17 protein-coding genes are annotated in these 19,707 nt (G+C 59.6%); 16 read left to right on the forward strand and 1 reads right to left on the reverse strand.

The features are described from left to right. The first annotated feature begins 13 nt into the window (after positions 1–13). Genes CRO62_RS07655 through CRO62_RS07665 form a run of 3 tightly spaced genes read left to right on the forward strand, consistent with a single transcriptional unit; the run spans position 14 to position 2,190 of the window. Positions 14–1,363, forward strand: a complete 1,350-nt coding sequence (locus CRO62_RS07655) for a multicopper oxidase family protein (protein ID WP_004431584.1) — start codon at positions 14–16, stop codon at positions 1,361–1,363. 41 nt (positions 1,364–1,404) lie between these two features. Beyond that, positions 1,405–1,881, forward strand: coding sequence for a plastocyanin/azurin family copper-binding protein (locus CRO62_RS07660; protein WP_004431582.1), 477 nt, complete (start codon positions 1,405–1,407; stop codon positions 1,879–1,881). A gap of 24 nt (positions 1,882–1,905) precedes the next feature. Further along, positions 1,906–2,190: a copper-binding protein gene (locus CRO62_RS07665; RefSeq protein ID WP_004431579.1), complete on the forward strand. Its 285-nt coding sequence runs from the start codon at positions 1,906–1,908 to the stop codon at positions 2,188–2,190. Between the two features lie 89 nt (positions 2,191–2,279). Here CRO62_RS07665 and CRO62_RS07670 read toward each other — a convergent pair whose 3' ends face one another. Beyond that, a complete protein-coding gene (locus tag CRO62_RS07670; protein WP_097099777.1) occupies positions 2,280–3,116 on the reverse strand; it encodes a phosphatase PAP2 family protein in 837 nt (278 codons plus the stop codon). Positions 3,117–3,286: 170 nt separating this feature from the next. Here CRO62_RS07670 and CRO62_RS07675 point away from each other — a divergent pair, with 170 nt between their 5' ends. The 13 genes from CRO62_RS07675 (at position 3,287) to CRO62_RS07735 (ending at position 19,644) form a co-directional block, all read left to right on the forward strand. Next, a complete protein-coding gene (locus CRO62_RS07675) occupies positions 3,287–3,985 on the forward strand; it encodes a response regulator (RefSeq protein WP_097099778.1) in 699 nt (232 codons plus the stop codon). After that, positions 3,982–5,139: an ATP-binding protein gene (locus tag CRO62_RS07680; RefSeq protein ID WP_097099779.1), complete on the forward strand. Its 1,158-nt coding sequence runs from the start codon at positions 3,982–3,984 to the stop codon at positions 5,137–5,139. Before CRO62_RS07675 ends, CRO62_RS07680 begins: the two co-directional genes overlap by 4 nt. Before the next feature lie 320 nt (positions 5,140–5,459). Then, complete coding sequence (locus CRO62_RS07685; RefSeq protein WP_097100421.1) at positions 5,460–6,488, forward strand: ketopantoate reductase family protein; 1,029 nt, start codon at positions 5,460–5,462, stop codon at positions 6,486–6,488. Between the two features lie 49 nt (positions 6,489–6,537). After that, positions 6,538–7,116: a TetR/AcrR family transcriptional regulator gene (locus CRO62_RS07690; RefSeq protein ID WP_097099780.1), complete on the forward strand. Its 579-nt coding sequence runs from the start codon at positions 6,538–6,540 to the stop codon at positions 7,114–7,116. Continuing rightward, positions 7,113–7,715: a 2-hydroxychromene-2-carboxylate isomerase gene (locus tag CRO62_RS07695; RefSeq protein WP_097099781.1), complete on the forward strand. Its 603-nt coding sequence runs from the start codon at positions 7,113–7,115 to the stop codon at positions 7,713–7,715. Before CRO62_RS07690 ends, CRO62_RS07695 begins: the two co-directional genes overlap by 4 nt. A gap of 121 nt (positions 7,716–7,836) precedes the next feature. Continuing rightward, positions 7,837–9,243 (forward strand): FAD-binding oxidoreductase, encoded by a 1,407-nt coding sequence (locus CRO62_RS07700; RefSeq protein WP_097099782.1) that lies wholly within the window; start codon positions 7,837–7,839, stop codon positions 9,241–9,243. Positions 9,244–9,261: 18 nt separating this feature from the next. Continuing rightward, positions 9,262–11,556, forward strand: a complete 2,295-nt coding sequence (locus CRO62_RS07705; protein ID WP_097099783.1) for a molybdopterin guanine dinucleotide-containing S/N-oxide reductase — start codon at positions 9,262–9,264, stop codon at positions 11,554–11,556. Positions 11,557–12,018: 462 nt separating this feature from the next. Further along, positions 12,019–13,668 (forward strand): ABC transporter substrate-binding protein, encoded by a 1,650-nt coding sequence (locus tag CRO62_RS07710; protein ID WP_097100422.1) that lies wholly within the window; start codon positions 12,019–12,021, stop codon positions 13,666–13,668. Between the two features lie 37 nt (positions 13,669–13,705). After that, positions 13,706–14,710: an ABC transporter permease gene (locus tag CRO62_RS07715; RefSeq protein ID WP_097099784.1), complete on the forward strand. Its 1,005-nt coding sequence runs from the start codon at positions 13,706–13,708 to the stop codon at positions 14,708–14,710. Further along, on the forward strand, positions 14,707–15,555 hold the full coding sequence (locus tag CRO62_RS07720; protein WP_097099785.1) for an ABC transporter permease: 849 nt from the start codon (positions 14,707–14,709) through the stop codon (positions 15,553–15,555). The genes CRO62_RS07715 and CRO62_RS07720 overlap by 4 nt, the downstream gene beginning before the upstream one ends. Then, positions 15,534–17,273 carry a dipeptide ABC transporter ATP-binding protein gene (locus tag CRO62_RS07725; RefSeq protein WP_097099786.1) on the forward strand — a complete coding sequence of 580 codons (1,740 nt, stop codon included), beginning with the start codon at positions 15,534–15,536 and terminating at the stop codon, positions 17,271–17,273. The genes CRO62_RS07720 and CRO62_RS07725 overlap by 22 nt, the downstream gene beginning before the upstream one ends. Beyond that, positions 17,270–18,349, forward strand: a complete 1,080-nt coding sequence (locus CRO62_RS07730) for an LLM class flavin-dependent oxidoreductase (RefSeq protein WP_097099787.1) — start codon at positions 17,270–17,272, stop codon at positions 18,347–18,349. Before CRO62_RS07725 ends, CRO62_RS07730 begins: the two co-directional genes overlap by 4 nt. Before the next feature lie 191 nt (positions 18,350–18,540). Further along, positions 18,541–19,644 carry an LLM class flavin-dependent oxidoreductase gene (locus CRO62_RS07735; protein WP_003518064.1) on the forward strand — a complete coding sequence of 368 codons (1,104 nt, stop codon included), beginning with the start codon at positions 18,541–18,543 and terminating at the stop codon, positions 19,642–19,644. Positions 19,645–19,707: the final 63 nt, after the last annotated feature.

The following is a 19,707-nucleotide window of genomic DNA, read 5'->3' on the forward strand; positions in this document are numbered from 1 at the left end:
AAAGGAAACGACCATGTTCAATAGAAGAAACTTTCTGGGCGTCGGCGCCGCGATGGTCTCCACCGCAGCCTGGGCTAAGACATCGAATAGCAGCCTGCCGGAGGCGGCCGTGATGGAAACGGCAGCGACGCAAGCCCCCGTCAAGCCCACTACCGGTCCCGACTACAATCCGGTCGTCACCCTCAACGGCTGGACCCTGCCCTTCCGGATGAACAATGGCGTCAAGGAATTCCACCTTGTCGCCGAGCCGGTGGAGCGCGAGATGGCGGAGGGTATGACCGCCCGCCTCTGGGGCTATAACGGCCAGTCGCCCGGCCCGACCATCGAGGCCGTCGAAGGCGACCGGGTACGCATTTTCGTGACCAACAAGCTGCCGGAACATACGACGGTCCACTGGCACGGCATGATCCTGCCATCAGGCATGGACGGTGTCGGCGGCCTGTCGCAACCGCATATCCCCGTCGGCAAGACATTCGTCTACGAGTTCGATCTCGTGAAGTCGGGCACCTTCATGTACCACCCGCATTCGGACGAGATGGTGCAGATGGCGATGGGCATGATGGGCTTTTTCGTGGTCCATCCGAAGGACCCGACCTTCATGCCTGTTGATCGCGACTTCGTGTTCCTGATCAACGCCTTCGACATCAATCCCGGCTCCTACGTTCCGAAAATCATGACCATGACGGACTTCAATCTGTGGTCATGGAACAGCCGGGTGTTTCCGGGCATCGATCCGCTGGTGGTTTCCAAGGACGACCGGGTGCGTGTCAGGGTCGGCAACCTGACCATGACCAACCACCCGATCCACATGCACGGTTACGATTTCGAGGTGACCTGCACGGATGGCGGCTGGGTGCGGCCGGAAGCGCGGTGGCCAGAAGTGAGCATCGACATACCCGTCGGCGCCATGCGGGCCTATGAATTCGACGCCAAATATGTCGGCGACTGGGCGATCCATTGCCACAAGTCGCACCACACGATGAATGCGATGGGACACGACGTCCCGACCTTCATCGGCGTCGACAAGAAGACCGTCACCGAAAAGATCCGCAAGGTGCGGCCGGAATACATGCCGATGGGTACAGCCGGCATGGCGGATATGGGCGCGATGGAAATGGAAATCCCTGAGAACACCGTTCCCATGATGACCGGCTGGGGTCCGCACGGCCCCATCGAAATGGGTGGCATGTTCTCCGTGGTGAAGGTCCGCGAAGGCATCTCCGCGGGCGATTACTCAGATCCCGGCTGGTACCAAAACCCGCCCGGTACCCAGGCCTGGGAATGGACCGGCGACGTGCCGGATACCGAAAAGACCAATGATCCGAAAACACAGATCACGCCGAAACCGATGAAACACGGCTGATCGTGCAGACCATATCCTCACCAGAACCAAGGAAAAATTCGATGACCAGACTGAAACTTGCACTGCTTCTCACCGCTCTTGCCACACCCGCCTTCGCATCGGGCACCCACGGCGGCGGCCATGAAGCGATGGCAATCGGCGAACCCGGCGACAAATCCAAGGTGACCCAGACCATACAGGTCACCATGAAAGAAACGCCTGATGGCAAGATGCTGTTCACGCCCGCCAAGTTCGAATTCAAGAAGGGCAAGACCGTTCGCTTTGCCGTGAAGAATGTCGGCGAGCTGGACCATGAGTTCATTCTCGACGAACAGAGCGCAAATCTGGAGCACAAGGCCGCCATGGCAAAGGCCCCGGAGATGGAACACGACAATCCGAACGCAATCAGCCTTGCGCCGGGCGAAAGCGGCGAAATCATCTGGAAATTCACCAATGACGGCATGTTCGAATTCGCCTGCCTGAAGCCCGGACATTACGAGGCCGGCATGCGCGGCGATCTCAAAGTTTCGGCCAAGTAACCAATCGAAAAAAGGAATCTGACCATGAAGACGATCGTTAAAATTACCCTCGCAGCCGCTTTGTTGCTTACAGCCCCCTTTGGCGCATTCGCACAGGAATTCACCAAGGGTACGGTGAAAAAGGTCGACGCTACCGCCAAGAAAGTCACCATCATTCATGAGGAACTGAAGAACCTCGACATGCCCGCCATGACGATGGTGTTCCGCGTCAAGGACGATGCCCTGCTCGCCAAGCTCAAGGAAGGCGCGAACATCGAGTTCATCGCCGAACGTGCGGACGGCAAGCTGGTCGTCGCGCAGGTGAAATAAGGCAGTCACCGTCTGCACATGCCCGTACCAGACCACAGACACGGGCATGTGCGATTTGAGCAGGCGGCGGACGAACCCCGAACACAAATTTATTGCTCGGGGCATGACCTTTGTTCGGCGCTATGCCGTATTCCCATGAATTTGCGCAGAAACGCAGTGTCGATTGTGTCCCCATGCTTCGTGAACAGCCGATGCAGTGAGAGGAACACGGCGAGCATCAGTGGCCATGCAATCAGGACATCAGAGAGAAAATGTGCGCCCATAGCGGCCCTGTTTAGGGAGCAAAGCACGATGAACGGCATCAAGATCGCCGTGGCGCTCAGGCGGAATTTTTCCGGCAGGAAGATGATGAACGCCAGCAGGGCGATTGCGGACGCGCTTTCGCCGGATGGAAAGGAGCAGTTGCGCGAACAGCTGCCATCAAGAGAAAGAACGGGCGTAAAAAACAAATCCGCCCCGAATTCACTGATATGCCGCGGTCTGGCACGTCCGAACAGGTTTTTCAGGACGTGAACGGTCGCACCCGGCCCCAGCGCATAAAAGGTGAGAACAAGTAGCAGTTTGTGAGGGCGGATGGCACGCCGCACGCCGGAGACAAATGGCGTGACAAGGAGCAGGCAGACAAGCCCGGACAATAAAATGGCGGGAAGTGCGCGGTTCAGATCGCGGACGGAAATCAGGAATTGATCCTCGCCAAGACGAAAACCATCTGTCCAGAACCAGCGACTGGCATCAAGATCGATATCCGGCCTGACGGTGAAGAAGACCATCATTGCAAGCGTGGTCGAAAGCGCGAGCAGAGGTGGGCTGCCGGAAACCCATGCGAAAGTCTGGCGCGCCGTGGGGATGACGGGAAAGCGGAACTTCGGTTTTTCGGGCCGGCCTGGCCATTTCTGCTCGGTCTTATGGGAGAGATACTGGTGCATGGCCGGTTTTCTTCCGCAGAAATGTCAAGGTTCTGCGGAGGAAGTCCTAAGACTGAGAGGAAAAGCGTGCCTGCAGCATCAATCTCGGGCAGCGGCTCTTGCCCGGCGCTTTGCGTCGGCTTAGCGTCCCGGCAATAAAGCGGTAATATCAGTAAGTTCGTAGGGTTAGCATGGACAAAGGGCTCATTCTCATCGTCGAAGACGACCCCGACATCATGCAGATTCTGGACGCCTATCTCATTCGTGACGGATACAGAACGGTTAGAGCCGGGGATGGAGAGACGGCCATGAAGCATTTCTCCATGCTGCGGCCGGATCTCATTCTTCTCGATATCGGGCTACCGAAGCTCGATGGCATCGATGTGCTGACACGCATCCGGCGGGAGCGCGATACGCCGATCATCATGGTCACCGCCCTTGCCGAAGATATGGACAAGCTGACCGGTCTGCGCCTGGGTGCCGACGACTACATTGTCAAACCTTTCAACCCGCAGGAAATGGTCGCGCGGGTGCATGCCGTGCTGAAACGCACGCGTCAGCCATCCAGCGGAGGAATTCTGCGTTTCGGCACCATCGAAATAGATACCGAAGCTTACACCGCGGCTGTTTGCACTGACGCGGGGCGAACCGTTTTGCCGCTGACGCTCAGCGAATTCAGGATTCTCGCCCATATGACACGTCGCCCAACCTATGCCTTTCAGCGGGCCGATCTTCTGGATGCCTGCCTGCCGGAAAGCGATGCGCTGGCACGCACGGTCGATACGCACATCGCCAATCTGCGTAAAAAACTGACGGATCACGGTGCTGGCGGCTATCTGGTGTCGGTACGCGGCATTGGCTACCGGCTTGCCAGGGAGCAGACATCATGAGGTTCCGGCGGCTCCGCCTCAGCACGATGACGGCGATAACAATCACCACAATGCTCATCTTTGCCGTTGCGTTGGTCTATTACGGCGTTTCCTGGTATTCGGACACCATTGAGGAACGCGTCCTTGCCGAACTGTCGCCTGATGCCGCGAAGGCCTTCTCGGATATCGACCGGGGCGTGATGCCGGATCGAAACCAGCTTCAGGCCCTTATTGAGGTTTTGCCGGGCGTGGAGAGTGCCGCAGATAACGAGCTTCTCGCATCATTGTTCTTCTTCGGATTACTCGGTGTCATCCTGTGCAGCTTGCTTGGCTATTTCATTTCCCGGCGCATTGCAGCGCCTCTCAGCGAGCTTGCCGACGCGGCGCGGCGCATGGCAACCGGCGACTTCAGTGGAGGCGAGAAGATCAAGGCGAGCCGCATCGTCGAGATCACTTTTCTGGTCGATAGTTTCGAGAGTTTGACACAGGAGCTTCAGACGATGGAGCGCCGGTTGAAGTTCAACACCATGGCGGTCGCCCACGAACTGCGCACACCGCTTACGATCTTGCAAGGCCGGTTGCACGGTATCGCCGATGACGTCTTTCCACTCGACAAGCAGGCCATTCGCCACCTCATCGGTCATGTGGAAGGACTTGCGCGTCTCGTCGATGACCTGCGGACGCTTTCGCTGGCGGAAACCAACAGTCTCGTTACAGAGATGAAGCCACTTGATCTTGCTGTCGAATGCGCGGCAGTGGCGGAATCCGCGCGGCCTCTTCTGGAAGAGGCCGGAATTCGTCTCGAGATGTCTCTGGACACGGCTCCCGTTCACGGCGACGCTCAACGCCTGCAACAGCTGCTGCTCATTTTGATGGAAAATGTACGCCGCTATGCCGCGAGCGGTGAAAGCCTCATCTGCTCGACCGGAGTCCGGGAAGGACGTCCCTTCATAACAATCGAAGACAAGGGGCCGGGTTTCCCGCCCGGCATCGAGGCACACGGCATCGAACTCTTCTGGCGCACAGAGCCGTCGCGTGCACGCAAGACCGGTGGCACCGGCCTCGGCCTGTCGATTGCTCGAGCGATCGCAAGGGCGCATGACAGCGATTTGCAGATAGATCCGCGACAGGATGGCGGAACCGTCGTCACGGTTCTCTTCAAGGCAGCCACCTGAAAAATCCCGGCGAGTTGATGCTCTTCCGCGCGCGCTGACGGTGTGCTTCGTTGGGGCTTATTCCACGGTTTCACCGCGCCAGGACTGCTGTCGGGAATAAGGTGATCGCAAATTTTCCCTACGCCGAATTATTTTCTATAAAATAGATAGAAAAAGAACGACCTGTCTTTCTTGAGACGCTCCTCGTGCCTAGTTTAGCTGTCATCATTGGTCGCCATCAGGGAGAACCGATGTTGAGCGAAACCCCGTATCGATCCAGCAAACTGCACCGCTGCAATTGATACTGGCGCATTATCGGCCCGGTTGAATTGGAGGAAAAGGTGACACGATACGTTATCATTGGCGCAGGCGCGGTTGGCGCAAGCCTTGCCGCACAGTTCGAGCTTTCCGGCATCAAATATGCTCTGGTCGGACGCGGCGCACAGATTGCCTCCATCATTGAACAGGGGCTGAGCTACCAACGCCCCTCAGGCACGCAGCAAATCAGGCTGAACGCCTTCGACATATCCGCTCCTCCTGAACTGGCACCCGACGATATCCTGCTGCTGACCGTCAAAACGCAGGATGCGGCAGCCACTCTGGCGGACTGGTCATGGCGACAGGTATCGGGTGAGGAAGGTCTAACAGCCACTCAATTGCCGGTGGTTACCTTTCAGAACGGTCTGGCGACAGAAGCGCTGGCGCTCAGGACCTTCGCCAATGTCTACGGCGCCAGTATTCTGACCCCTGCCCGGTTTACACAAACGGGCGCGGTTGCGGTGGGCGGCAATCCGCAGGTCGGCGTGGTCACGATCGGGCGCTTCCCGGCCGGTTCCGACGAAACGGCGAAGGAGATTGCCGCAGACCTCACACGCGCCAATTATCTTGCGGAAACCAGCAGCGATATCCGCCGCTGGAAATCGGCAAAACTGCTTCATAACGTCCGCAATGCGCTGGATCTGTTCGACGGAGAAGACGATCTGCGAGCATCGATCGCCGAAGCGCTGGTCAATGAAGCCCGCCAGACGCTTGAGGTAGCAGGCTACAATCTTGCCTCTCCCTCTGAACGGGCTGTCGATATTTCAGGCTGGAGCATCGCTCAAAACAGCGGCATTCAGCCCGGCCAGCAATCGACCTGGCAGAGCTTTGCCCGGGGCGCTTCCAGCGAGGTCGATTTTCTCAACGGTGAAATCGTGCTGCTCGGCCGTCTGCATAACGTCGCGACACCGTATAACGAGGCTATCCAGTCTCTTGCCGGCAGGCTGGCGCATCAGGGCGGCTTCTCGAAGGCGGTGCCGCTTGACGCGATCCTGTCTTTTGTCGGGCAGCTCCACGAGCGCGACAAAACCGGTCTCGCCGCCGCGCAATGATGCGTGCGTCCCGTTCTTCCCATGAAAACCACCAAGCTGAAGCGATAAAATGAGAGAAGCCATTCCAGACCAGATTCTCACCGCCGCCGGAGCGCTGTTTTATACCGAAGGTATCAGAGCAGTCGGTATCGATCGCATCATCGAAGAAGCGAAGGTCGCAAAAGCTACTCTCTATCGGCATTTTCCGTCCAAGGATCATCTTGTCGCGGCCTATCTTCAGGATCGCCACGACCGTGTCATTCGCTCGCTGAAGGATGTTCTGACGGCGACGATTGATCCAAGGGAGCAACTGCGGGTGATTTTCGAACGGCTTTACGAGAAAGCCGACAGCCCTGAATTCAGGGGCTGCGCCTTTGCACTCGCGGTTGCCGAACACGGCGATTCCGAACGGATCGTCACCATGGCGCGAACCCACAAAAGAATGGTGCGGGATATTTTCGAGGCCGTCATGTCGAAGGCCGGGGTGCGGCTGGATCAGGCCGCCTCCCACCTTTCGCTTCTTTACGAAGGCGCACTTGCCACGGTCGCGGTCGGGCGCGATCCGCACGCCGTACTCATCGCCCGGGACTGTGCGCTCTCGGTGTTCGATCTCGCCACCGGCAAGATATCCTCAGGAGACAAGATATGACCAAGACCATCGACTATTTCTTCGGCATCGGCTCCCCCTGGGCCTTTCTCGGCCTGGAGCCTTTCGCCGCGCTCGCTAGCGAGCAGAACGCCACGATCCGGCCCTATGTCATCCCGCTGATCGAGGATAATGGCGCCATCTACTCACGCAACCGTCCGGAAGCGCGCCGCGCCTATTGGACCAAGGATTTGATGCGATGGGCGGCGTTGCGCGGCAAGTCCCTTAACTTCGACAATCGCGCCGCCCTTTCCGATCCCACGCCGGCCGGCTTCATGGTCATTGCCGCGATCGATGCGGGCGAGGACTGGTTGAGGCTGACCAAGGCGCTTCAGGAAGCTTTCTGGGAAGGCGGCAAAGACATCGGCAATGCCGAAGTTCGCCGCGCTATCGCGGACAAAGCCGGTTTCGACGGTGCGGCGCTGGACGAACGCGGCGGAAGCGATGCCGTGGAAGCCATCCGGAAAGCCAATTATGAGGCTGCAAAGGCAGCCGGTGTGTTCGGGCTTCCGACATTCCGCTACGAGGACGAACTATATTGGGGACAGGACAGCCTGCCCTTCCTCGAACGTCATCTCAAGGGCGAAAAACTGGCCGCCTGATCCCCGCCGAAAACCGGGTGGCTGTCACGCCGTGGCCGCAACCCGGCCATGGCTCTCTCCAGACCATTCCCGTGGAGTTTCTCATGTCTCTTTTCTCGCCCTCCTCGCGCGGAGTATCGCGATGAGCGCACTGCCTCCCGCTCTCTCGGACGCTTTGCGCAACCGTTTCGGCGAGCGTTTTTCCACCGCGCAGGCATTGCGGGAACAGCACGGCCGTGGCGAATCCCACCATACTCCGGCGATCCCGGATGCCGTCGTTTTCGCCGAGAGCACGGATGATGTGGCGGAAACCGTGCGGCTTTGCGCCGCTGAAGGTGTTCCCGTCATCGCCTTCGGCACCGGCACTTCGCTCGAAGGCCATCTGACGGCGGTGCGTGGTGGTGTCTCCGTCGATCTGTCGCGCATGTCGAAAATTGTCCGCATCAGCGCCGAGGATCTCGATTGCACGGTGGAGGCCGGCGTCACGCGCGAGCAACTGAACACGCATCTGCGCGACATGGGCCTGTTCTTTCCGATCGATCCTGGCGCCAATGCGTCCATCGGCGGCATGGCCGCAACCCGCGCTTCCGGCACAAACGCCGTGCGTTACGGCACTATGCGCGAAAACGTGCTGTCGCTGACAGTCGTCTTGCCCAACGGCCAGGTCATCCGCACCGGCGGGCGGGCGCGTAAATCGTCAGCAGGTTATGACCTAACGCGGCTGTTCGTCGGCTCCGAGGGGACACTCGGCATCATCACGGAAGTGACGTTGCGACTCTACGGAATTCCCGAAACCATCTCGGCTGCGCTTTGCTCCTTTGAAAGCGTCGAACAGGCAGTTGCGGCAGCCATTACGGTCGTGCAGCTCGGCATTCCCGTTGCGAGAATGGAATTAATGGACCGTGGCCTGATCGAGGCCGTCAACGCCTATTCCAGTCTTTCTCTCAAGGTCGAGGACACACTCGCCTTCGAGTTCCACGGCTCGCCTGCTGGCGTGAAGGAGCAGGTCGAGATGGTCGCTGCCATAGTGGAAGACAATGGCGGCAGGGATTTCGAATGGGCGAATGCGCCGGAGGACCGCAACCGCCTGTGGAAGGCGCGCCACAACGCGTTTTACGCCGTGGTCTCGCAGCGCCCGACCGCCAAGGGCTGGTCTTCCGATGTCTGCGTGCCGGTATCCGAGTTGAGCGGCTGCATCGTCAGGACCCGAGAATTGCTACGCGATTGCAGCGTGCCCGCCGCCATTCTCGGCCATGTCGGCGATGGCAACTATCATGTGGTCTTTGCCGTAGACCCTGCAAATCAGGCCGAACTCGACGAGGTGGCGGCAATCAACAAGAAGATGGTGCAGCACGCCATCTCGGTTGGCGGCACTTCCACCGGTGAGCATGGAGTCGGCACCGGCAAGATCGCTTATCTGCGGCAGGAACACGGCGACGCGGTGGATCTCATGGCGATCATCAAAAACGCCATAGATCCGGCCGGCATCATGAACCCGGGCAAGATCCTGCCGAGCCAAGACTTGCCCAGCCGCCGAGAAACGCTTTGACCGTGCGGGATTTCGCAGATGGATAATTACAAGACCCACAGCTCCCATTGGGGTGCCTTTTCCGGCAGCTACCGGAATGGCAAGCTCGATATCCGTCCGCATCCGGACGATCCACACCCCTCGCCCTTGCTCGCCAATCTGCCGGCAATCGCCGATAGTGCCGCGCGCATCCGGCGCCCGGCCATCCGGTGCGGCTGGCTGGAGGGAAAACCGGGCAACGCGCAGATGCGCGGGGCGGACGACTATGTGGACGTCGATTGGCCGCAGGCGGCGGACCTCGTCGCAAAGGAGCTTCAAAGGGTTTACGGCGATTACGGCCCACAGGCCGTGTTCGGCGGCTCCTACGGCTGGTCGAGCGCCGGACGTTTCCATCACGCGCAAAGTCAGGTCCACCGTTTTCTGAATACGCTTGGCGGATATGTGCGCTCCGTCAACACCTATAGTTCCGGCGCGGCGATGGTCATTATTCCGCATGTGCTCGGACCCTATGATCATTTCGACCGCAAGAGCGTTACCTGGGATGCAATCGAGCGCAGCAGCGAATTGATCGTCGCCTTCGGTGGCATGGCGATCAAGAATACGGACGTGCATGGCGGCGGCAACAGCGTGCATATCGTGCCGCAGAAGCTGAATGGCGCACGTGCACGCGGCGCACGTTTCGTGCTGATCAGCCCGCTAAAGGACGATTTTCCGAAAGACCTCAATGCAGAATGGCTGCCGATCATACCCGGTACCGATGTTGCGCTGATGCTTGGACTTGCGCATGTTCTCGTCACCGAGGGCCTGCACGATCGGGCGTTTCTTGACCGCTATACCGTCGGCTATCAGCGTTTCGAAGACTACCTGCTCGGCCGGACCGATAGTGTGGCGAAAAGCCCCGAATGGGCATCCGGCATTTGCGGCATCGGCACGGACACTATTAGGGAACTCGCCCGCACCATGGCGCGCGCGAGAACATTGATCACTGTCAGCCATTCGCTTCAGCGCGCCGATTATGGTGAGCAACCCGTCTGGCTGGGGATCGTTCTTGCCGCCATGCTCGGTCAGATGGGCCTCGACGGCGGCGGATATTCCTATTCCCTCGGCGCTTTGGGCAATGTCGGCAAGAACCTGCTGGCCGTTCCCCTGCCGACACTTAGCCAGTTCAAAAACCCGGTCGCGGATTTCATTCCGGTCGCGCGCATTGCCGACATGCTGCTCAATCCGGGTGGGGAATGTCACTATAACGGCCAGAGGATGCACTATCCCGATATCCGCTTGGTTTACTGGGCGGGCGGCAACCCATTTCACCACCATCAGGATATCAACAGGCTGCGCGCGGCGTTCAGAAGGCCCGAGACCATCATCGTGCACGAAACCGCATGGACATCATCCGCGCGGCACGCCGATATCGTGCTGCCGGCGACGACAACTCTGGAGCGCGACGACATTGGCGCCGCCGACCGCGATCCTCTGATGATCGCGATGAAAAAGCTGATCGAACCGGTTGGCGAGGCACGGGACGACTATGAAATCTTCTCCGAGATCGCGCGCCGGCTCGGAAAATTCGAAGCCTTCACCGAAGGTCGCAGCAGCCGGGAATGGCTTGCCTTCCTCTATGAAACAACGCGTGGGGCGCTTGCCGCCGGTGGGCATGAGGCTCCCGATTTCGAAACGTTCTGGGAACGTGGAGAGATAAGTCTGCCGCTCAAGCCGGATGAGGGAGGCCCTGCGCGTGCCTTCCGTGATGATCCCGTAGCCTTCCCTCTGAAGACACCATCCGGTAAAATCGAAATCTTCTCCGAGACGATCGAGGGTTTTGGCTATGACGATTGCGGCGGCCATCCGCAATGGTATCCCGGCAGGACGAAACCGGAAGACGAAGTGCTCTATCCGCTGCATCTGGTGTGCAACCAGCCGCATCAGCGTCTGCACAGCCAACTCGACTATGGCGCCTTCAGCCGCTCCACCAAGATTAAGGGCCGGGAACCCGTGCGCATCAACCCCGAAGATGCAGCGCGCCGGGGCATTGCCGATGGCGATATCATCAGGCTGTTCAACAGTCGTGGCAGCTGCCTCGCCGCAGCCGTCCTGAGCACGGATGTGCGCAACGGCGTGATGCAGCTGGCGACGGGTGCGTGGTTCGAACCGCATGACCGGCATGCAGAGCAAGCGATGTGCATTCACGGCAATCCGAACATCCTGACGCGTGACATCGGCACCTCGAAACTGGCGCAGGGATCAACCGGCCAGATTACCAGAGTGGAGGTCGAACGTTTTGCCGGTGAGGTGCCTCCGGTGCGGATTTTCGAAAAGATGACATTTGCAAAATAAGTGAGAGACGGGTGTTCCGGCACTGCCCGGAAAATCGCACCGCCAACGTATTTCGGGCGTCGGAAAAGCTGATCCTACCACCTTCGGAAACCGCGGCAAAATAATCCATTAATTCGATAGAAAAAGAACAACTGGTCTTTCTCCTTCTGGCCACCCTGCTACGTTAGACATCAAGATCCGAATTTCAAAACAAGGGACCGCGTCATGACCGCACGATGTATCAGCAAGCACGGCCTGCGATCGAACGAGCCGTCAATGGCTGAAAGTAACGGCTAAGCCGTAACATCGGTCGGACCCTCCAAGAGGTAACGCAGGCACATTTTTCCCGATTTCAGGACATTGAAACCACCGGCAAGGCTGTCGTGTGAAGCCTTTCGTGTGCCCGCAAAAAACCGGCGCAGAGCGATGATAGTTCCTGAAATCACAAAGACAAGAAACAACGCGACCAATCAGGATTTTTTAATGACGATACGTTCTTCGCTTTTTTCCTTCTCCCGTCGGGGTCTGCTGAGCACCACTCTCGCAGGGGCAATCGCGCTTCTGACGACGATGGGGCCTGTTCCGGTTGAGGCAGCAGATACCCCGCACAATGGCGGCGACATCACCTTCCTCATCGATTCTCTGGGCGACACCTGGATCCCGAATAACAGCGCCATTTCCAGCTTTCAGGGCCATATCTGGGGCCATGTCGCCGACAAGCTGCTTTATGTCGATGCCGACGGTAAGGTCAGCCCCTGGCTTGCCGAGCGCTGGGAGCAGAACGACAATGCCACCGAATTCACGCTTCACCTCAAAAGCGGCGTGACCTTCTCCGATGGCACACCCCTGGATGCAGCGGCGGTCGTCGCCAATCTCGACATCTGGTATGCCGGACGCAAGAGCGAAGGCATCAACCCGATCGGTCTTTTCCCCAAGACATACGACCATGCTGAAGCAGTAGACGCGTCCACGGTGAAGGTCTTCTTCAAGAAGCCGACGCTCGGCTTTATTCCGACGCTCGGTTACCACGGCTCGATCCTGATCTCCCCGAAGACCATCGCCCAGCCCGCCACCCAGCAGGCCGATCTCAGCAAGACTTCCGGCAGCGGCCCCTATGTGGTCGAATCCTGGAAGGAGGGAGATTACGTCAAGCTGGTCAAGCGCAAGGACTACAATTGGGGTCCTGCCGCCGTTGGCCACACCGGCCCAGCCTTCCTCGATTCCATCACCTATAAGCTGGTGTCGGAACCGTCGTTGCGTGTCGCCTCGGTCCAGTCCGGCCAGGCCGATGTCGCCTATAATGCTTCGCCGCAGGAACTGAAGTCGCTGCACGAAGAGGGCTTTACCGTCGCAACGCCGCGTTATCTCGGCTTCGTCAACGGCTGGGCGGTCAATACCAAGCTTCCGCCCTATGATGATGTGAAGGTTCGCCGGGCACTTCAGGCCGGCGTAAACCGTCAGGAAATCATCGACACCGTCTATACGCCAGACTGGAAGCTCGCCACGTCCTTCATCCAGAGCAACGTGCCGGGCGCGACCGACCACAGCGCTCTTCTCGCTTACGATCCCGCCAAGGCCGAAAAGCTGCTCGACGAGGCGGGCTGGGTCAAGGGCGCCGATGGTATCCGGACCAAAGACGGCAAACCGCTGTCGCTGACGATCCACTCCAATCCCTATCTCGCGACATCCAAGTCGGTCGATGAACTCATCGCCCAGCAACTCGGCAAGCTCGGCTGGAAAGTCGCTATACGCGCTTACGACGTCGTGACCTTTGGTGAAAAGGTCAAATTCGGTGGTGCGGCCATCCCGACCTATGAGGTGACGCGCAGCTTCATCGATGCAGGCACCGTCGCCAGCATTCTCACCAACGCCAATAATGGCGAGAACTGGTTCGCCCTCGACGACCGCGACGCGACGCTCAACGGATTGCGCGACAAGATCGCCGGCGCCGGCTCTGTCGACGAACGCAGCCCGCTTCTCGATGAGCTGCAGAAATATGTCCTTGAGCAGGGCTATTTCATTCCTCGAACGCAGATCGTGCAGAGGATCTACGTGCAGTCCCCGAAGCTGAAGGGCGAAGTGTATAACGGCGTGGCTTATGCCAGCTACTATACCGCCTCCATCAGCGACTGACGCGCACAACAAGGCAACGTTGAAGGAGGTCACCGGCATGAGCAATGCCTACCTAACCTACGCCGCAAAGCGGCTTGGCCAGGCGGTCGTCGTCATACTGCTGGCCTATGTCTTCACTTTCGTGGTCGTCAGCATCCTGCCTGGCGACCCGATCACCAGCGTGCTCCGGAACCCGCAAAACGGGTTCACCGAGCAGGAAATCGCGGAAATCATCGCCGCGCAGGGGCTCGACAGACCGGTTCTCGTGCAGCTGTGGTCGTCCCTGTCGGGGTTTCTCACTGGCGATCTGGGCATGTCGATGCGCTCCAACCGGCCGGTGGCGACCCTCATCGCTGAAGTGCTGCCATCGACACTGATCCTTGCATCCACGGGACTTGCCGTCGCCTTGATTCTGGCAATGGCCGTTGCTTACGGAACCCAGGTGGTACCAAAGCGCTACGGCCAGGGATTGCTAAGAGCTTTCCCATCGCTGTTTCTCTCGACACCTAATTTTGTGATTGGCCTGATACTGATCCATCTCTTCGGCTTTCAGCTGCGCCTCTTCCGCGTTATCGAACCCGATAGCTTCTGGGCAACGGCGTTTGCAGCAATCACAATCGGAATTCCTTTCTCTGCACAAATCGCCGAGGTGCTTATAGCGAACCTCGACAGGGAGGCAGAACAGGAATACGCGGCGGTCGCCCGCAGCCGCGGCATCGGACAGGCGCGGCTGTTTGCACAGCATCTGCTCAAGCCTGCCTCGTTGCCCGTCGTCACCGTGATCGCCATCACCGTCGGTGAACTGCTTGGCAATTCACTGATCACCGAGTCTGTCTTTGGGCGAACCGGTCTCGGCAGCCTGGTGCAGCGCTCCGTGACCACGCAGGACCTGCCTGTCCTGCAAGCGATCGTTTCGCTGGGAGCCGTGGTGTTCGTGCTCGTCAACCTGATTGCCGATCTTCTCTACCCCCTGCTCGATCCACGCGTGCAAATTCTAGGCGCGCGAAAGCATCGCTTGGCCATCACAGAGGGTCCCTCCACCACCAAGGCGGTGACACCATGACTTTCGCCGCAAACGCCTCCCTGCCGGGTGCGACCCCTGCGAACAGGCTGACAGGGCTGCGGATACCGCTGACCGTCGCCTTGTCCTTCGCCATTATCGCGCTCGTCGTCGCCTGGTCACTTGCGCCCGGCCTGTTTACCAGTCACAGCCCGGTCGTCGGGGTGCCGACGGACAAATTGCTCGGCCCAAGTCTTGCGCATTGGTTCGGCACCGACCACCTCGGCCGCGATGTCTACGCACGCGTCGTCTACGGCACGTCCTCTTCCGTCTCCAGCGCACTCGTCGCGGTCGTCATCGGCGTCTTCGCCGGCGGTCTAATCGGGCTTCTTGCGGGCTTTCTCGGTGGCTGGGTCGATATCACCCTTGCCCGGCTGGTCGATGTGCTCTTGGCAATTCCAAAGTTTCTGCTGGCGGTGATCGTGGTCACCGCCATCGGTTTCGAGACCATCAATGCCGCCATCGCCACCGGCGTCTCCGCCGTGGCGGTCTTTGCCCGCGTCACGCGTGCGGAAGTCATCAAGACCAGACAGGCGACATTCGTGGAGGCTTCGTACCTGCTCGGCGGCTCGCGCTGGTTCATCCTTCTGCGCCACGTTCTGCCTAACGCGTCACGCTCGGTGATGCCGCTTGCCGTGTTGCAGTTCGGCGAGTCGATCCTCGTGATCGCAAGCCTTGCCTTTCTCGGATACGGCGACCCGCCGCCCGCCTCCGACTGGGGCCTGCTGATCTCGATCGGCAAGGATTACCTCAAATGGCCGTGGCTCGTATACGCCCCCGCCTTCGTCACAATCGCGACCGTCCTCTCTGTAAACAGGATCAGCCGATGGCTACGCAAGACAGACTGACCACCACTATCGCCCGCCCCGTTACCTTTGCGGCCAGACCGCAGCCGCAGCAGGCTCCTGTCCCGCTTCTCCGGGTTAACGATCTTTCGGTTGCCTATGGAGGCCAGGAGGTCGTCAGCAATGTCGGTTTCGAACTCGGCCGTGGCAAGAGCCTTGCCCTCATCGGCGAGTCCGGCTCCGGCAAATCGACGATCGCCCGCGCGGTCCTCCGGCTCTTGCCAAGCGGAGGACATGCCACCGGCCACGTCACCTTTGGTGATCAGGAGATATTGGGACTGCCAGAGCGCAGCTTCCAACCGCTGCGGGGACGCGCCATCGGCTTTGTCCCGCAGGATCCAGGCAATTCGCTCAATCCGGTGCGGACAATCGGCGCGCAGGCAATGGAGGCTGCCGCACTTCTCGACGAGCCTGACAAGGCGATCCGCAAGGCCCTCATTCTCGAGACCTTCGCGCAGGTGGGATTGGACAACCCTGGTGTCGTCTACGAGTCCTACCCGCACCAATTATCCGGCGGCATGTTGCAGCGGGTGCTCATCGGCCTTGCGGTTCTGCCGCGCCCGTCACTTCTGGTCGCAGACGAGCCAACGTCTGCGCTCGATGTGACGATCCAGAAGCGGATCCTCGATCTGCTCTCGCGGTTGCAGCACGAGCTGGATATCAGCCTGCTCCTCATCACACACGATCTGGCGATCGCCGCCGAACGGGCGGATTCGCTGGTAGTCCTGAAGGGTGGCAAGGTTCAGGAAGCCGGAAGCACCGCATCGGTCTTTTCCGCACCGGCCTCCGCCTATGCGAGGAAGCTGCATGCCGACGTGCCGGCACTCAATCCGGATCGCTACGCCCGGCTGCGCGATCCAGGTTTCCGTCTGCTGAAGGCAGAAGCCACCACGATGCCAAAGATCGCGGTCAATGCCGTCACCAAGAATTTCAGGGTCGGCGACAGGGTGCTGACGGCGGTCAACAACGTCTCCTTCAACGTGCCTGCAGGTACCACCCATGCGCTGGTTGGTGAGTCCGGCTCTGGCAAGACGACAACCATTCGGCTGCTGCTTGGCCTCGAAGAACCCGACACCGGCACGATATCAGTAGCCGGCGAAGAATTGACCGGCCGCTCCCGCACGTCGCTGCGTGCAACCTGGCGCCATCTTCAGTTCGTCTACCAAAACCCGTTTACCTCGCTTGATCCCACCTGGAGTGTCGAACAGCTGGTGCGCGAGCCGCTTGATCGTTTCAAGATCGGAACCCGTGCGGAACGGCTCGAAACTGTTCGCGAGGCTCTGGCCAATGTGGGGTTGAGCGAACACCTGCTCAACCGCAAGCCGACGGCCCTTTCGGGTGGCCAGCGCCAGCGCGTTGCCATTGCAAGGGCGCTGGTTCTCCGACCGGATGTGATCGTGCTCGACGAGCCGACCTCCGCACTTGATGTCAGCGTCCAGGCAGACATCGTCGATGTGCTGCTCTCGCTGCAGGCGAAGCTCGGCCTGACCTATGTTTTCGTCTCCCATGATCTGGCACTGGTACGCCAGCTCGCCCACACCGTTTCGGTGATGCAGCGCGGGCGTATCGTCGAACATGGAACGGTCGTCGATATCTTCGACAATCCGCAGCACCCCTATACCGCGTCGCTGCTGGAATCGATCCCATCCGGTGCCACAACCATTGCCCGTGCGCCACAGCCGCTGCCCCGGCGTGTTCACGACAAGGAAAAGATCGCATGACCATCGCTGCACCCATCGATACTGCGTCCACGTCCTTCCGCCCCAAACAGCGGCTCGGCTTCAATACCCGTGTATCCTTCAGCGACGATGCCGGGCCGGCGCAGGGGCTGCGTGAGGGTATCGAACTGTTCAAGGCTGCCGAACAACTGGGCTACCAGTCCGGCTGGGCCTATCAGCGGCATTTCGATCACTATCTGTCCTCGCCGCTTCCGTTCTTCGCCGCTGCCGGCCAGCATACCCGGCATATTACGCTCGGTTCTGCGGTCATCCCCATGCGCTATCAGGATCCGATCCTGCTTGCCGAGGCGGCCGGCACGACCGATCTTTTGATTGATGGACGACTGGAACTTGCCATTTCGACCGGCGCAAACGCCGCCTTTGACACGGTTTTCGGCACGGTCGACACCGATGCCCGCACAGAGGCCAGACGTCGTCAGGCCCGCTTCCTCTCGGCAATCGCCGGCGATGTCCTGCACCGTGTCGAAGGCGGCCAATCCAACCCGGAGGGCACGGCGCTGCGTGTCACGCCGCATAGCCCGACACTGCGTTCGCGCATCCGGCAGGGTGCAGCAAGCATTGCTTCGGCTGTGCAGGCGGCGGAACTCGGCATCGGCCTTATCTCGGGAACCGTCCAGCACGATCAGGCAGAAGGCGAGAGCTTCGGGGAATATCAGGCCCGCATCATCGAGGCCTTCCGTTCCACATGGCGCAAGACATGGACAACGGAACCGCCGCCGGTCGCCGTCGCCGCCTCCATCCTGGTTGGCACCACGGCCGAGCTTCGCGAAAAATACGCCGCCTATGATCTGGAGCGGCGTACCAAGGGTATTGCCGCATCTCGCCCCAAAGGCGCTCTCGAACAGGCAGCCCAGCCAGCGGGGTTTCAAATTTCGCCCGTTTTCCAAGGCACGCCCGATCAGGTGCTGGAAGCGGTATTCAACGATCCGGGCCTTGCAGCCGCCGATGAGGTCGTGCTGTTTTTGCCGCCTGCCTTCGGTCTCGCCGAAAACATTCAACTGCTGACCGATCTCGCGGACACGGTGGCTCCGAGCCTGGGGTGGTCGCCCACCTTTTAGCCTTTGGGGCATGAGCGATTGCCACTTCGTGGCAGCGACTTGAAGACGGAAACGCGGCGGCGGTTGCTGGTCCTATATCGAAGGCCGTCGCAGGGAATATTTTCTATATATTCGATAGAAAAAGAAAGACCTGTCTTCCTCGCTCATGCGCCGCGCCCTAAGATGCTTGCATTGAACCTGAAGGAGCGCCCATGTCCGCGGAATTTATCAGCGTAAGCTTTCCCAATGCATCGAACGATCTAAACCCCGTTCCAGACGCACCTGTGGATCCTGTTTTTCTGGAGCGCTATGCCCGCGCCCTTGATGATTACGGTTTCAACTATACGCTGATCCCTTACTCCTCATCGTCTTTCGATCCTTTTACGCTGGGCGCCACGGTGCTGGCGCACACGAAAAACATCAAGATCATCGTCGCCCTGCGGCCGAACACGGTTTATCCCACAGTTGCCGCCAAGTCGCTCGCAACGCTCGATCAGTTGAGCGGCGGGCGTGTCGTGGTGCACTTCATTGCCGGCGGCAGCGATGAAGAACAGGCGCGTGAAGGCGATTTCCTCAACAAGGAAGAACGCTATGAGCGGCAGGAGGAATATATCCGCATCCTGCGCCTGGCCTGGACCTCGAAAGAGCCCTTCGACTTCGACGGAAAATATTACCAGTTCAAGCAATTCCGCAGCGCGGTGCGGCCCACAAACGGGCTTATTCCAATTTCGCTCGGCGGCTCCTCGGACGCCGCCTATCGCATCGGTGGTTCGCTCTGCGATATCTTCGGCCTGTGGGGAGAGCCGCTTGCCGAAACCAAGCAGCAGATCGAGCGGGTCTATGCGGAAGCCGCAAAGGCGGGCCGCACGGATCGCCCCCGGATCTGGGTCACATTCCGGCCAATCGTCGCCGAGACGGATGAGCTTGCCTGGGAAAAGGCTCACAGAACTCTGGATCGGTTGAACGAGAACCGCCAGAAAGGCGTAACACGCGCGCCGCTCAACGCGCCGCGCCCGGCCAATGTCGGTTCGCAACGGCTTCTGGAAATCGCCGCACGCGGCGATGTGCATGATCGTGCCCTCTGGTATCCGACGGTCACCGCCACCAATGCAAGCGGCGCCACCACTGCGCTGGTCGGTTCGCCACGCACCATTGCGGATTCCATCCTCGACTACATCGATCTTGGCGCTGACCTGATCTCGATCCGCGGCTACGACAATTACAACGACGCGGTGGATTATGGCCGCTACATCCTGCCGCTTGTCCGCGAAGGCATTCGCGAACGGGAAGATGCGAAGAAAAAGACCGCTGCATGATGCCGCGATCCGGCCCGGTCGTCTGACCGGGCACTTTTTTGAAGTGCAGACGGAGCCAGTCGC

This window comes from Rhizobium sp. AN6A, from assembly GCF_900215635.1.
Lineage (GTDB): Bacteria > Pseudomonadota > Alphaproteobacteria > Rhizobiales > Rhizobiaceae > Agrobacterium > Agrobacterium tumefaciens.

Excerpts from the sequence above, each read along its gene's own strand:
- CRO62_RS07680 (WP_097099779.1), top strand. The coding sequence starts at position 3,982 with ATGAGGTTCCGGCGGCTCCGCCTCAGCACGATGACGGCGATAACAATC.
- CRO62_RS07660 (WP_004431582.1), top strand. The coding sequence starts at position 1,405 with ATGACCAGACTGAAACTTGCACTGCTTCTCACCGCTCTTGCCACACCC.
- CRO62_RS07700 (WP_097099782.1), top strand. The coding sequence starts at position 7,837 with ATGAGCGCACTGCCTCCCGCTCTCTCGGACGCTTTGCGCAACCGTTTC.
- CRO62_RS07675 (WP_097099778.1), top strand. The coding sequence starts at position 3,287 with ATGGACAAAGGGCTCATTCTCATCGTCGAAGACGACCCCGACATCATG.
- CRO62_RS07665 (WP_004431579.1), top strand. The coding sequence starts at position 1,906 with ATGAAGACGATCGTTAAAATTACCCTCGCAGCCGCTTTGTTGCTTACA.
- CRO62_RS07725 (WP_097099786.1), top strand. The coding sequence starts at position 15,534 with ATGGCTACGCAAGACAGACTGACCACCACTATCGCCCGCCCCGTTACC.
- CRO62_RS07710 (WP_097100422.1), top strand. The coding sequence starts at position 12,019 with ATGACGATACGTTCTTCGCTTTTTTCCTTCTCCCGTCGGGGTCTGCTG.
- CRO62_RS07695 (WP_097099781.1), top strand. The coding sequence starts at position 7,113 with ATGACCAAGACCATCGACTATTTCTTCGGCATCGGCTCCCCCTGGGCC.
- CRO62_RS07690 (WP_097099780.1), top strand. The coding sequence starts at position 6,538 with ATGAGAGAAGCCATTCCAGACCAGATTCTCACCGCCGCCGGAGCGCTG.
- CRO62_RS07655 (WP_004431584.1), top strand. The coding sequence starts at position 14 with ATGTTCAATAGAAGAAACTTTCTGGGCGTCGGCGCCGCGATGGTCTCC.
- CRO62_RS07735 (WP_003518064.1), top strand. The coding sequence starts at position 18,541 with ATGTCCGCGGAATTTATCAGCGTAAGCTTTCCCAATGCATCGAACGAT.
- CRO62_RS07705 (WP_097099783.1), top strand. The coding sequence starts at position 9,262 with ATGGATAATTACAAGACCCACAGCTCCCATTGGGGTGCCTTTTCCGGC.
- CRO62_RS07730 (WP_097099787.1), top strand. The coding sequence starts at position 17,270 with ATGACCATCGCTGCACCCATCGATACTGCGTCCACGTCCTTCCGCCCC.
- CRO62_RS07720 (WP_097099785.1), top strand. The coding sequence starts at position 14,707 with ATGACTTTCGCCGCAAACGCCTCCCTGCCGGGTGCGACCCCTGCGAAC.
- CRO62_RS07715 (WP_097099784.1), top strand. The coding sequence starts at position 13,706 with ATGAGCAATGCCTACCTAACCTACGCCGCAAAGCGGCTTGGCCAGGCG.
- CRO62_RS07670 (WP_097099777.1), bottom strand. The coding sequence starts at position 3,116 with ATGCACCAGTATCTCTCCCATAAGACCGAGCAGAAATGGCCAGGCCGG.